Origin of the sequence: Bacillus sp. FSL P4-0248, from assembly GCF_038593305.1 — a bacterium.
Taxonomy (GTDB): Bacteria; Bacillota; Bacilli; order Bacillales; family Bacillaceae; genus Bacillus; species Bacillus safensis.
In genome coordinates, this window is the sequence record NZ_CP151983.1 from 1925043 (window position 1) to 1938358 (window position 13316).

The 13316-nt window shown below is 41.1% G+C and carries 18 protein-coding genes; 6 read left to right on the plus strand and 12 right to left on the minus strand.

Features of this window, described 5'->3' with window-relative positions; all coding sequences use genetic code 11:
- Nucleotides 1–139: 139 nt before the first annotated feature.
- From NST65_RS09630 to cgeC, 6 genes are all read right to left on the minus strand, one after another.
- Nucleotides 140–364 carry a YozE family protein gene (locus NST65_RS09630; protein ID WP_024422709.1) on the minus strand — a complete coding sequence of 75 codons (225 nt, stop codon included), beginning with the start codon at nt 362–364 and terminating at the stop codon, nt 140–142.
- Between the two features lie 79 nt (nt 365–443).
- Nucleotides 444–725: a YokU family protein gene (locus tag NST65_RS09635; RefSeq protein WP_012010281.1), complete on the minus strand. Its 282-nt coding sequence runs from the start codon at nt 723–725 to the stop codon at nt 444–446.
- A 2-nt stretch (nt 726–727) separates the two neighbouring features.
- Complete coding sequence (gene ablA / locus NST65_RS09640; protein WP_034280543.1) at nt 728–2128, minus strand: lysine 2,3-aminomutase; 1401 nt, start codon at nt 2126–2128, stop codon at nt 728–730.
- Between the two features lie 118 nt (nt 2129–2246).
- Nucleotides 2247–3623 carry a sigma-54-dependent Fis family transcriptional regulator gene (locus NST65_RS09645; protein ID WP_046311516.1) on the minus strand — a complete coding sequence of 459 codons (1377 nt, stop codon included), beginning with the start codon at nt 3621–3623 and terminating at the stop codon, nt 2247–2249.
- Nucleotides 3624–3769: 146 nt separating this feature from the next.
- On the minus strand, nt 3770–5065 hold the full coding sequence (locus NST65_RS09650) for a glycosyltransferase family A protein (RefSeq protein ID WP_034280538.1): 1296 nt from the start codon (nt 5063–5065) through the stop codon (nt 3770–3772).
- 17 nt (nt 5066–5082) lie between these two features.
- Nucleotides 5083–5403 (minus strand): spore maturation protein CgeC, encoded by a 321-nt coding sequence (gene cgeC / locus NST65_RS09655; protein WP_034280536.1) that lies wholly within the window; start codon nt 5401–5403, stop codon nt 5083–5085.
- 206 nt (nt 5404–5609) lie between these two features.
- On the opposite strand from cgeC, the gene NST65_RS09660 reads away from it, so the two are divergent.
- Nucleotides 5610–6011, plus strand: a complete 402-nt coding sequence (locus NST65_RS09660; RefSeq protein WP_024422714.1) for a hypothetical protein — start codon at nt 5610–5612, stop codon at nt 6009–6011.
- A gap of 15 nt (nt 6012–6026) precedes the next feature.
- Entirely contained in the window at nt 6027–6989 is a 963-nt protein-coding gene (locus NST65_RS09665) for a DUF3880 domain-containing protein (RefSeq protein WP_111926539.1), read from the plus strand.
- 29 nt (nt 6990–7018) lie between these two features.
- Here NST65_RS09665 and NST65_RS09670 read toward each other — a convergent pair whose 3' ends face one another.
- A complete protein-coding gene (locus NST65_RS09670) occupies nt 7019–7741 on the minus strand; it encodes an acylneuraminate cytidylyltransferase (protein WP_046311519.1) in 723 nt (240 codons plus the stop codon).
- A 246-nt stretch (nt 7742–7987) separates the two neighbouring features.
- Between NST65_RS09670 and NST65_RS09675 the strand changes: the two genes are divergently transcribed.
- Entirely contained in the window at nt 7988–9016 is a 1029-nt protein-coding gene (locus NST65_RS09675) for an SDR family NAD(P)-dependent oxidoreductase (protein ID WP_034280530.1), read from the plus strand.
- Nucleotides 9017–9067: 51 nt separating this feature from the next.
- Here the strand turns inward: NST65_RS09675 and msrB are convergent, their stop codons facing one another.
- Both msrB and msrA read right to left on the minus strand, forming a co-directional pair.
- Nucleotides 9068–9499, minus strand: coding sequence for a peptide-methionine (R)-S-oxide reductase MsrB (gene msrB, locus NST65_RS09680; RefSeq protein ID WP_024422719.1), 432 nt, complete (start codon nt 9497–9499; stop codon nt 9068–9070).
- Nucleotides 9499–10032: a peptide-methionine (S)-S-oxide reductase MsrA gene (msrA, locus tag NST65_RS09685; RefSeq protein WP_024422720.1), complete on the minus strand. Its 534-nt coding sequence runs from the start codon at nt 10030–10032 to the stop codon at nt 9499–9501. Before msrA ends, msrB begins: the two co-directional genes overlap by 1 nt.
- Before the next feature lie 138 nt (nt 10033–10170).
- On the opposite strand from msrA, the gene NST65_RS09690 reads away from it, so the two are divergent.
- The 3 genes from NST65_RS09690 to NST65_RS09700 all read left to right on the plus strand — a co-directional run bounded on the left by NST65_RS09690 (nt 10171) and on the right by NST65_RS09700 (nt 11703).
- Complete coding sequence (locus NST65_RS09690; protein WP_007500780.1) at nt 10171–10602, plus strand: MarR family transcriptional regulator; 432 nt, start codon at nt 10171–10173, stop codon at nt 10600–10602.
- 54 nt (nt 10603–10656) lie between these two features.
- A complete protein-coding gene (locus NST65_RS09695; RefSeq protein WP_024422721.1) occupies nt 10657–10917 on the plus strand; it encodes a hypothetical protein in 261 nt (86 codons plus the stop codon).
- Between the two features lie 69 nt (nt 10918–10986).
- On the plus strand, nt 10987–11703 hold the full coding sequence (locus NST65_RS09700; RefSeq protein ID WP_235046713.1) for a DUF4397 domain-containing protein: 717 nt from the start codon (nt 10987–10989) through the stop codon (nt 11701–11703).
- Between the two features lie 32 nt (nt 11704–11735).
- Here NST65_RS09700 and ypmT read toward each other — a convergent pair whose 3' ends face one another.
- The 3 genes from ypmT to NST65_RS09715 are packed head-to-tail and all read right to left on the minus strand — an operon-like array spanning nt 11736 to nt 13296.
- The gene (ypmT, locus tag NST65_RS09705; RefSeq protein WP_024422723.1) at nt 11736–11933 is read right to left on the minus strand and encodes a protein YpmT; all 198 of its coding nucleotides are present in this window, start codon (nt 11931–11933) and stop codon (nt 11736–11738) included.
- Between the two features lie 24 nt (nt 11934–11957).
- Nucleotides 11958–12524: a YpmS family protein gene (locus NST65_RS09710; protein ID WP_111926537.1), complete on the minus strand. Its 567-nt coding sequence runs from the start codon at nt 12522–12524 to the stop codon at nt 11958–11960.
- 10 nt (nt 12525–12534) lie between these two features.
- Nucleotides 12535–13296, minus strand: a complete 762-nt coding sequence (locus tag NST65_RS09715; RefSeq protein WP_024428150.1) for an SGNH/GDSL hydrolase family protein — start codon at nt 13294–13296, stop codon at nt 12535–12537.
- Nucleotides 13297–13316: the final 20 nt, after the last annotated feature.

The following is a 13316-nucleotide window of genomic DNA, read 5'->3' on the forward strand; positions in this document are numbered from 1 at the left end:
GTCTCCCCCTTGCCCGACTTTTGGTCTTAACGTATCGTATGCCGGCGCAAGGAATTCTGCATGGGCAACCACACCATGCAAAACGCCATTTTATTTCTCATGAAAAAACCGCTTCTCCATCCGGATAAGCGGTTGTGTGTTATTTTTTTTTGACTTCTACTTCGTATTGCTCAAACGCTTCGTCAAATGTTGTCATTGAGCTTAAATAATCACCATTTAATTCTAAATAAGCGCACAGCTCATGATAATCTGTGGAAGCTTTAGGAAAGCTGTGATCCTCGTACGCAGCATTTGCGAAATGACTGATTTCATCTTTCGGTTTTGGATGTCTGAACTTCATTAAATAATGGTAAAACGACTTCACCTGTTTTTCCCTCCGCGACACACTATTTTGTTGTTATATTATACAGCAATTTGATGACTTGTATAGGCGGAGGTACAACTTATGATGAAAAGTCAAAGTAATTTCGCTTTAATAACCGCTCCATGCTCATTAATTCTTCATAGGAGATTTTTTCTGGAAGTTTTGTCTGATCCACTAAAATTAATTGATCTTCAATCTCTTTGACCGTCTCATCCTTTTGATAGGTCATCCCGCAGTGCGTGCAGGAAATGGACGGCGTTTCGATGATTTCAATTGATTGTGTGCCCGTGATCAGTTCCCAATAGACTGTTGTCTGCTCCGCATTTGCTTTGTTTTCCTCACACCAATCACATGTCAGCAAGGCTATTTCTCCTCCTTTACGGTTTGTTCTTTTTTGAGCTGCGCTTGATATTTCTTCTCTTTTAATTCATCTCGTTTTTCACGTTTGTTTTTAAGTGTGTCGTGCTCAGGATTTGTCTCATATGCTTCTCTACGTTTCATTCGGCTTAAATTCTCAGGCGTAAACGATCTCGCTTCATCCTCTAATAGTGCGGTAATACCAATTGCCGGTTCTTGTTTCTCTTCATAAATTTCATTAAAATACGCATCTGCCTGGCCTGCGACGTAATGCTCTGGTTCTGGATAAGAGGTGATGACACCTTCAAAGTTACGAAGGACGACTTTGTCAGGGCTTTGCGATAATAAATAATTTGGCTGTAAAGCAATTTTCCCTCCGCCTCCTGGCGCATCTACTACAAAGCTTGGTACTGCATAACCACTCGTATGTCCTCTTAAGCCTTCAATGATTTCAAGCCCTTTTGATACCGGCGTTCTAAAGTGGCCAATGCCCTCAGATAAATCACATTGATAAATATAATATGGTCTGACCCGAATCTTCACAAGATCGTGCATCAGCTTCTTCATAATCGGCACACTGTCATTAATACCTGCAAGGATGACGGCCTGATTCCCTACAGGAACACCGGCATTCACAAGACGTTCGCACGCTTCTTTTGCTTCTTTTGTGATTTCAATACTTGTATTGAAATGGGTGTTCAGCCAAACTGGGTGATATTTTTTCAAAATCTCGCACAGCTCATCTGTAATACGCTGCGGAAAGACAACCGGCGCGCGGGTTCCAATCCGAATGATCTCAACGTGCGGAATATCCCGTAAGTTTTTCAAAATGTATTCAAGCACTTGATCATTGATTAACAGCCCATCTCCGCCAGAAATTAACACGTCCCGCACCTCAGGTGTTTCTCTAATATATCCAATTGCAGCATCTAACTGCTTTTTCGGCACACCCATACCAATCTGGCCGGAAAAACGTCTTCTCGTACAATAACGGCAGTACATGGAGCACTGATTTGTCACAAGAAACAGTACACGATCTGGATATCGGTGCGTGAGCCCCGGGACAGGTGAGTCCTCATCTTCATGCAGCGGGTCTTCCAGATCATATTTTGTTTTATGAAGCTCTTCTGCAATTGGCACAGATTGCATACGTATTGGACATCTTGGATCGTCTGGATTCATCAGTGAGGCATAGTAGGGTGTAATGTTGAGTGGAATGGTTTTAGTGGAAATCTTCACCCCTTCTCGTTCCTCTTCTGTTAAGTTTACGATTTTTTCTAAATCCTCAAGCGTTTTCACAGTATGCGTCAGCTGCCAAATCCAGTCGTTCCACTTTTCCTCAGGTACATCCTTCCAAAGCTCAATGTCCTTCCAGTGACGTGCCGGTTCATACAATTTCTGATTCATATCCATTCCCCCTATCAGCATTCACTTTATACTATGCAAGTTATGTGCCAACATGGGAAAATGCCCCTATTCTTTACAAAAGGAGCTTTTACCCGTCATATTCAATTGGATGTTGTGCCTATATTTCGGCATCTGCATATTTCTTTAATTTATATTGCAGCGTTTGTCGAGGAATTTTTAAAGCAGCGGCGGTTTTTTTAATATTTCCATTATGCTGATGTAAAGCTTCTTGAATCAATGTTTGTTCAAATGAAGACACTTGATTTTTTAAGGAGGATTCAGATGTTTCTTTTTCCAGCTTTTGCTCACGTAAATGAGCCGGAAGGTATAGAGGGATGATCTCTTCCGCTTCCTTTGGCATCATCAACACGGCATGCTCTATCGTATGTTTTAATTCTCTAACATTCCCAGGCCAGTGGTGCGCCATAAACAATCGTTCCGTTTCTTCAGAAAGGCGTGTAACGTTTTTTGAAAACTGCTGATGATAGGTTTGAATGAAGTAGCGGGATAGCAGCGTGATATCTTGCTTTCTTTCACGAAGCGGCGGGATATGAAAAGATGATACATGCAGTCTATAAAATAAATCTTCTCTTAAAATTTGCTTTTTCACTGCTTCGAATGGGTCCATATTGAGCGCAGTAATGAGCCGAACATCCACTTGAATGGATTTTGCGTCACCGATGCGGCGGACAACGCCATCCTCTAACACACGTAATAATTTCGTCTGCAGCGTGAGCGGCATCTCTTGCAGCTCATCAAGAAAAAGTGTGCCCCCATCAGCTAATTCGAAAAGTCCCTTGCGATCAAGCGCGCCCGTATAGCTCCCTTTGACAGATCCGAACAATAAACTTTCAAGTAATGATTCTGGGAGTGCTGCGCAGTTTTGCGGAATGAACACTTGATTTTTCCGGTCAGATTCATGGACAATGGCTTGAACGAGCACTTCTTTTCCTGTCCCTGTTTCCCCGTAGACAACAACTGATGATGGATAAGCAGCTGCTTTTTTTGCCCTTTCAAGCATTTCTTTTAAAAGCGGATCATTTGTTAAAAATGAAGCAAAATCATGCATTTGTACGGCCTCAGCCGCGTCTTGTGTCCGCTTTTTTTGCCCTAACCGATTGGAAAGAGCCGACAGCTTTGATACATCTTTTGCGACTTCGACCGCGCCTATTAACTCGTTATCTTCGATAATAGGCAATGTCGTGTTCACTGTTTCAATCCTTTCTCCATTTTTATTCAAATAGGTTTGCAGCGAATGATAAATGGGCTTTCCTGTTCGCAACACATGCATGAGCGTACTTGTTTTTTCAGTTAAAGAGGGATACACATCAAGGATGTACTTGCCAATCACCTCTTCTTTTTGTAAAGAGTCAAACTTAGCGGCATTATGATTGTAAAAAATCGTCATCCCTCGATCATCTACAACGTGAATGGCTTCATCAATAGCTTCTAAAATCAATTCAAACCAATCTGCTCTTTCGACAACCTTCCCCATTCTTTCCCCCTCACTTTCAGTGCCAAAAAACCGGCATCAATTGCCAAGTTTTCAGCGGCTTGATCATTTCTTAAAGGTTCCTGTCCTTTTCATGTTTCGCTTTTTCCTTTCTACTTCCTGCAATCATTGCGAAAAAAGCACCCCTCTTATGAGGAGTGCTTTCGTCCGGATGTTTGATAAAGAGACATATCGAATTCTTGCAGCGATTCCCTATACAGCGGCACAATCGGCTTTCCTTCCTGAAAAAACGCAAATTGGGATGGGTACAGCTTAATCGGCTGATGATAAAAAGCAAATCGCTTCACGACCTCAGGATCAATACGGCAAAAGGCATAATGCACAAGTAAATAAACATCTTGTTTCCATTTAAACAGGCGCCTGTTTGGCGGACTGAAAACTGGAGAAGCCTGAATTATGCTGCCATCCTCAAATGCCTGAAGCTGATCATTTGAAATCGTATAGATCTCCTTAGGGTGAAACTGAAAATATTGCACGTCACGTTTTGAAGCAAACCGTCTTTTTTTCTGATCTTCAATATAAAAGAATGTTTTCCCATTATCTGCGGTAACGACTGTATAATTGGGTACTGCCAGCTTCTCTTTCATTTCATATTTCATCTCACATAACAGCGGAACACGGATCGCACGCCTGTTCTTTTCATTGATCCAGCGTTTTTCAATTCCATGAAGTTTCCCGTCTGCGATTTGATAATAATCTCCTTCTTTTTCAATGACCGTTCCGTCAATTAAATCATACGGCATACTCGAAAACAGATGATGAAAGGAATGGGGCGTTTTATACGTTGTATCCAGTACATCTTTTAATGGAAAAAACGCAGCGAAATGATTCAGCCTCATCCAAAATACAGAATCTGCATGATGCCAGTGCTTTGGCTCATCATCCCAATATTGTCCGTATTTTTCATAGATCAGTGGAAGCAAGCAGCTTCTGTGCATGACCGAACAATGGTCCACTTGAAAGGACGCATGCTCTAAGATTTGATCTGCTTCTCGAATAAAACTCATCGTTTCCACTAAATGCTGATCAACATGCACGACCCGCTGCGAGGAATACACAATATCTATGTGAGGCTTCGACCGAAAAACATCCACCATTTTAAGCAAACGATCTTGATGGTACATGGTATCATCGGTTAAATAACAAATGAGCTCACCTGTTATACGGGTTAATGCTTCATTAATAAGCGTCGCATATCGTGCGGTTAACAGCCGTTTTGCTGGATGAACTGTGTGCGAATACAGCTGAATGCGTTCATCACTTAAATAGGGCTGGATCTTTTGAATGGTGCCCTCTTCTGAACCATCATCCATAATCAAAAGCTCCCAATGCGGATACGTTTGATCTACCATACTCTTTAGCACACGATCAATGAAATCTGGTTTATTGTAGCTTGTTAAAATCACCGATACTTTCATGATCATTATCCTTTTTGATTAGATTAAAAAGCCCCCCAGCTGACAATGTTCACATAAGGAACACTCACTCTTAGCTGATTTGTCGCGTTTTTAAAGACTGCAACTGTATCAAACAATTGCACGACAACCACGTTTTGAAGTACATCTCCATTGACCAAATGAACACGCGGCACTGGAATGCCAAGCTCAAGCCATGGACGAAGTAATTCTTTGATGTCTGACACATTCTCTTCCCCACTTTCTTCTAAAAGACGAAGAAGAAGTAAAATCAAGATGATTTCAAGCACTCCTTCCGACTCTAGTAATTCTTCGTTCCAACCATCTAATAATTGTTCAAATTCCATTCATAATCCCTCTCTCTTCACATTTAATCTTTACTAGAGTATGAGCGTCACTTCATTTAGCCTCAGCATTTGAAAACATTTTTAAAAATGTGTGAAGTAATTAAATGAAAAAAAGATCAGGAATCAGCGTTCTGCTTATGCCAAAAAAAAAGAACGGCATATACATAGGGGTGAGTTTGAATTGATGAAGAAAGGATGGGGAAAAAATGAGCGAAAAGCGTGCTGAATTAAAAAAGGAACTATTGAAAGTGTTTTTCAAACCAATTACTCATGCATTAACAGCTAATCTCGAAGAAGGAGGAGTTCAAATGGAAGAAAAATTGAACGATTTATTAAGTGAAGTGGCAGCTGAGGCATCACCTTCAGATTCTGCTACAACACTCGATGTATCTCAGCCAGCAAGATGGATCTTTGCAAGACTTGCACCAGGAACAGTCATTAGCATTGTCACTGACTCAGGAGATTTAATTGGGCCAGTTCAATTTGTATCATTCGATGCTTCAACAGGTGTTGTATTTGTTACACAAGAAAGCTCTGTCACACCTACAGGCTCAGCAACGACTCTATTAGATGTAGATAAAGTTGAAAGTGTTACATTCACTTCTTAATGTGAGAGGATCATCATGAAGCTTCTTTATATCAGTTCTGGCTACGGCGGAATCTATCACATGTTTGATCAATGGGTAGAAGAAAGCTTCATTGATTCCCCCTTTTCATGTGTAAAGATTGATAGAGAATCTCTACCCACGAACATGCACAAAATCCGGACATTTTCTCCGGATTTTGTTTTGATGATGATCGGTGATCATGTTCCGAAAGATGTGCTTCATCAATTCAAACAAGAAAAAATCCCGATTGTTCTTTGGATGACAGAAGATCCCTTTTATACAGATGTGTCAGCTGCTTGCGCACATGAAGCTCAGCTTATATTAACGATTGATGAAGGGATTTTGCCATTTTATAAACAATTAGGCGCTGATCATACGCACTACTTTCCCATTCCGGCAAATACACGTGTCTTTCAGAAAAATGAATCGCCAGAAGAGATGTGCACGTATGACATTGCACTCATTGGCTACCCTTATCCCAACCGCATCAAAGCCATCGATACACTCTTGCAGCAAAACAAATGGCGTATTCTCGTTGCAGGTAAGGAATGGCACCGTCACTTAAACAAATCACGGAGACATTATCGTGATTTCACACTCATAACGAATTGGCTGAGTCCTCAGCAAATGGCGGACATTTATCAGCAGACAGCGATTGTCCTGAATCCGCATAGGCCGGCTCAATTTGCGTATAACAAAAACAAAGCCATGATTCAAAATATGAGCCTCAATAACAGAGCATTTGACATTGCTGCAACTGGGAGTTTTCAATTGACGGATCTACCTCCGCCGCCTGCTTTTTCAAGCTTTGCTTTTTACAAAGATGAGGACGATTTGATAGAACAGGTTGAATACTATGGATCAAATGCAGGTGAAAGAAAGACGGCCGCACTGAACAACTACGAGCAAGCCGTTCGCTGGAATACATTTGATACGATGCCACAAAGGCTTTATGACATTGTAAAAAGCGCCCTATAACTGGGCGCTTTTTCTCGTTGAATGCCAGCTTATGCATGATCTTCCGCATCTCGGTGAGCTAATAAGATTTTCTCTGCCTCTTTCCGGTCTGCCTCCTGTTTCACCACAAGCGACCGCGTGCGATCCATCATATAAGCTCCGACAGATCCTTCTAAAAAGGAATGAATGCATTCTTTTGCATAATGAGCATGAAAAGCATATACCGCACCATTTAGCCGGCCATACGTATATGGCTGCTCATGCTTTGGCATGAAAAAGTAATGATTGTCCTTATATAAAGTAGCTTCATTGTTTTCATGCAGTGTCCAAGTTTCATTTGGGTTTTCTAACGCCTCTGTAAAAGATGCGGTGCAGTCATATCCCCCTTCCACTAAAAGCTGCAAGCACTTCTCGATATCTGCCGGCTGTCTTAGAGGAGACGATGGATGCAGATACAGCACAATATCAAAGGTTTTTCCCTCCCGCTCTAAATAAGCAAGCGCATGCTTCACAGCTAACAGTGACGGCGTTTGTTCTGTCACATGTGTGCTTGGCAGTTCAATCACATTTGCTCCGTAGTGAGATGAAATGATTTGCGTATTGACATCCTCTGAGGAGACGATGACTTCATCTAATTCAATCATTTGCAGTAACGGCTGAATGGTCCAATAGATAAGCGGCCTCTCTGCCAATATGCGTATGTGTTCATCATGCTGGCCGTCGTGACTTCTAAATGCAGGTATCATAGCTAAAATACGATTTCCCCTATACATGTCTTCTCTTCTCCCCTCGCGCACAGCTCCCTTACCATTTTCTTCCCGAGCTGACCGCAGTACTGAAGTATTCAGGTCTCTCGTTTTTCTAGTTGATCTCTTATCTCTCCATATTCTATTAAGACGACTAGCAGATGGTTATAATTTGTTCACCTAATTTATGCATGAAGTGGTTCTTTTCCTCAAACGAATGCCGCTCTTTCACATATGATGCAAAGTAGAGAAATGAGAGTTGGGGGATTAGATATGTCCAAACAGATAGAAACGACTTTGAAGACCTTTTTTCGTGACAAAACGATATTGGTTACAGGCGGTACGGGGTCAATCGGCCGGCAAATCGTGAATAAATTAACAAGTTGCTCTCCAAAGAAGATAATCGTCTTCAGTAAAGATGACAGCAAACAATACATGATGAAAAATGAGTACGCAGAACATCCAGAAGTCGTATTCGCTTTAGGAGATGTCCGGGATGCAAGCCGCGTGAGACAGCTCGTCAAGGGTGTGGATATCATTTTCCATGCAGCGGCCTTAAAACAAGTACCCACTTGTGAAGATAATCCGTTCGAAGCCGTTCAAACGAATATCATCGGCGGACAGCACGTCATTGAAGCCGCCCTCGAACATGAAGTGAGTCATGTCGTCAACATTTCAACTGACAAAGCGGTTTCTCCGACGAATGCCATGGGTGCAACAAAATTGATTTCAGAAAAACTATTTTTCCAAGCAAACGAAAGTATTCCGAATCAAAAAACCAGGTTTTGCTCTGTACGCTTTGGCAATGTGCTTGGATCTAGAGGTTCCGTTATTCCGATCATGCTCCAGCAGCTATTAAATGAAAAACCTTTGACCGTGACTGATCCTCATATGACACGTTTTTTTATGTCTATTGAAGAGGCTGTTTCCCTCACACTTCAAGCAGCAATTATGATGAAAGGCGGCGAAACCTTCATTCTCAAGATGGAGTCCTTACAGCTTGCCGATCTTTTAAAAGCGTTTCACGAATATGCCGCTCAAATCAATGCTCAATCTCCAGATGTTCTTGTAGTCGGAAAAAGACCTGGCGAAAAGCTTCACGAGGAGCTCACATTCCCGCACGAAGCAGATGCACTGTTTGAACATGAACAATTTTATGCCATTTTACCAAGACCACATTTGCACCCTGCCTTTCAAAAAGTCGACTTAACGAATTACACCTCAAAAGAAGCACCGCTCATTACAAAAGAAAAGCTGTTCCACATCATCGAACAATTACATCATACACATCATAAAAAATAAAAAATCGTCACACGGAAGCAGCTGCTTTCCATGTGACGATTTTTAAATGGATCAATCAAATAGATGTTTCAAATCCCCGTAGCCTTCTTTTTCAAGATCATCCTTTGGGATAAACTTTAAAGCGGCTGAGTTAATACAATACCGAAGACCGTTTGGCCCTGGGCCATCAGGGAAAACATGACCTAGATGAGAATCAGCTGTTTTACTGCGAACCTCTGTCCGCACCATTCCATGACTCGTATCAACCTTCTCTGCTACTTCTTCCTCTTCAAGCGGTTTTGTAAAACTTGGCCATCCGCAGTGGGCATCAAACTTATCTAAAGAAGAAAAAAGCGGCTTTCCTGAAATGATATCCACATAGATACCTTCTTCTTTATGATCCCAAAATTCATTTTGAAATGGCGGCTCCGTGCCATTATTTTGCGTGACTTCGTACTGCATGCGGTTTAATTCTTTTATACGCTTTTCTTTTTCATTTGCCATTATTTATCACTCCAATGGGACTCAATAAAACCGGCTCTGCCCGAACCGACATGATATCGTTCGTAGTGCATTTTGTTTTTCTTATAATAATGCTGATGATATTCCTCAGCTGGATAAAAAGGACCTGCGTCTAAAATTTCTGTAACGATTGGCTTTTTGAAAATCCCGCTTTGGCTCAGCTGCTCTTTCGATGCTTCTGCTAGCTTTCGCTGCTCGTCATGATGAACATAAATACCTGTACGGTAAGATTCCCCTCTATCGCCAAATTGCCCCCCATCGTCTGTTGGGTCTATTTGCTGCCAATACAGCTCTAGCAGCTTCTCATACGGGAACACGTCAGGATCAAACGTGATTTGAACCGCTTCTCTATGTCCCGTTGTATTTGTACATACTTCCTCATAGGTCGGATTCACTGTATGTCCGCCAGTATACCCTGATTCAACTTTGATAATGCCCGGCTGTTCATCAAAAGGTTTAACCATACACCAGAAGCAGCCTCCTGCAAATGTGGCTAATTCTTGTTTTTCAGACATATTAGTGCCCCCTTCATTTAAAAAATGGTATCATCATATTATAACATGATAAAAAATAATGAAAATGATACGACTTGTCTACCTAAAATAAAAGAAAGCATTCTGTCGTATCTTTAAAATATAATGGGGGTTTAATGATTGGAACAAAGAAAACAAATGATGTACGAAATGGACACTTTACTGAGAACCGTATTTAAGCAGATCCGTTATGAAATTAACAGCCTGCTCGAAAACGAATTATCTCGGAATGAATTTCTTATTTTAAATCTGCTCCGTGAGCAAGGTGCAAAAAAAGTAACGGAATTCGCTTCCATTCTTGGAGTGTCAGCAAGTCATATTACCGCTGTGACTGACACACTCGTAGAAAAAGGCTGGATCACCCGTATCCGCTCAAAAGAGGACCGCCGCATCATCAAAATCCACTTAACCGATAAGGGTAAGGAAATTACTGAGCATTTTGAGAAAAAGAAAACCGAATACTTTATGGAGCGATTTGAATCATTTGATGACGAAGAACTAAAAACAATGATCAAATTATTTAAAAAGCTGGATAAAAGTCAAAAGGATTAAGCATAGATTTTAGCGCTCAGGACATGCTACGGATAAAAAGAGGTGGAACAAACCATGACAAGCCCTTATCTTTGTCCAAACTGTAAAACAAACAGAACGCGCTTTAATCTCATTGAGCAGCTTTCAGAACCTGTAAAGCTTGATCCAGCAACAGGAGCAGTTGTTGAAAGATACGAAGGAGAACAGCTGTCTCCTTTTCACTTGAGCTATCAAGGTCCTCAAATGAAAGTCCAGTGCGGTGTTTGTGGTTTAATTGAGGATGAAAAAACGTTCATTAAACTAGCTGAATATCATCAATATTCTTCTCCTTCTTAACATGCCGGCCTGACGGAAAACGTCAGGCTTTTTTCTATGCTTCTTTTGCCTATACAGATCGTCTTTTTCATGCATACGCTACAAAAAACACCATTGCATGAGAAAGAAGGGATTGATGACATGCAGCAGCTCTTTTATCATGACTTTCCATATCGGCCATTCGCTGACACCTACGAGCATCTTCAAAGCAGCCCTTCATCAAAAGCCTTTATTCGATTATTTCACGCTGCACCAGATCTCAGTGAGCTCGCTGTTTATGTGAACCGGAAGCAGATAATGAAACCAATGCCTTACAGCCATTTGACCGCTTATATGGAGTGGGATGAGGGAATGTATGAAATAGAAGTGTTCAAACTGGCTACAAATGAGAGAATTCTTCATTCCCGCATTCGATTTAAGAGCGGCGAGGTCTACACATTATGTATCACAGGTGCCCGAGCAGGCTTTGCACTCTTGACTGAGCAGCAGGCTACTTTGATCAAACAAGAAGACCTGTCAGCACTTACATTTGTACAGCTGTCTCCGGACCTTCCTTCTATAGATATATACGAACGAGACCATGGGGTTATATCGAAGGAGCTTGATTATGTAAACAGCACCCACATTCATCATTTCTCCCCGAACAAATATCATTTTGAATTGAAAGCCGCCGGCACTCAAAGTGTACTGCTTGATATCCCAAAAGTTCATCTGCAAACAAAGCGTGCATACCTGATTCTGCTTCATGGTTTTGCTAACGGAGATCCTGAACTTATGGCAAAGGTGGTCTTGTCTCGGCAATTATAAAAAAGAGCCTTTCCTAAAGTGGAAAAGGCTCCTTACGAGACATCTTCAGCTTTTTCTTGCTTTTGAAAATCAAAAGCAAGAATCATCGTGCCTAGAAATAATGCACAGTAGGCAATATTTAAGTAAAACTGATCAATATTTTCTGCTTTTAAAGCATTGGCAGCTGTTATGCCAAAGTACGCAGCAAATAAAAACGACAGTAAACTAAAATATTGATAGACTCGCTTCATGATTTCACTCCTGACTCACACGTTCTATTGCTTTGGATGATAATATGAGAATTCAATTTCATCGTTCTGCAGATCAATTTTATTTGCTTTCACATACATATCATTCGTCAGCGGCATTTCTGAAAGACGCACTTCAACCGTTTTTTGATCCGGTTTTACATGAACGAACTCTGGCAGCTCATAGAACTGACCCATGTAGCTTAAAACAAAACTAATCGGAATGCTCAATTGTCCAATTGAAAAGTCATCCACTTTCAAAAGCACATCACCATTATCTTCAACAGTTGGCGTAAATGAGATGTTTGCATCAATCGTTGAAGAGAAAGCTTTAATTGCGCCTGTTACTTTCACATCTTGATCGATTGCTACATGAAAGTCTGGCATATCATTTGATCCTTGATTTTTCAAATAATCATTCACAAAGCTGGTGAGTGATTCCTTTGAGCTGGATATATTAAAAGCATATTCGCTTTTCACTTCTTTGGTTGAAGCGAATTGACCGCCTGGCAGCAGCATCAAAATACCGCAGCCAATCACAATCAATAGATTGATTGCAAGTAAAATAAAAAATAAGCTTTTCCATTTTTTCATCTGTTTCACCCTATTCCTTCGGCAGTCCTTCTTTTTTCACTTCGGAGAATAAACGATTTGCCATAAGAGAGTACCCCTTTTGGTTTGGGTGGAAATCATCTTCTGCCAGTAATTTTTCATCAGAACCTTCTTCAAATAAATCTGCTACATTGATCATATCCGCATTGCCGTCTTTTTTGAGTTCCTTTTTGGCAGCGGCATTCCAGTCTTGAACGACTTCATCAATATCTCGCAGCTCAGACAAACTGAATTTAAAAGGATTGTACATGCTGACATACATGATTTTCGCATGGTCATTCTGTTCTCTCAGTTGAGCAAGAATGGTTTTAAAGCGCTCTTCAAAAGGACCCTGCTCTTTTTGAAAAGGAGCAAACGTCAAATTAAGCACATTTTGACGGACAACATGCATGAGATCATTCCCGCCGATCGTAAAGAAAATATAGTCAGCGTCTTTCAGTCCGTCCTGCACCTTTTTTTCTTTTAATCTTTTTAATAAATCTACTGTTCTACTGCCTTTAATGGCATAGTTTTTTAATGTGACAGACTGCACGCCGTCCACTGCTTCTATCTTGTCACGGGTTATGCCTGCATAGCCTTTTTTATCTTGATCTCCGATTCCTTCTGTTAAGGAATCTCCAACCGCTGCGATGGTAATATGTTCTTTTACTTTTGGTGTGTCTTCTAGTTTATCCTTTATGCCAGCCTCTTGCGCGGAACATGCAGAAAGAACAAAAGCTAGAGACATCACAATCAAAATCAAACGAGCCTTCAAACGATGATGTCCCTCCTTTT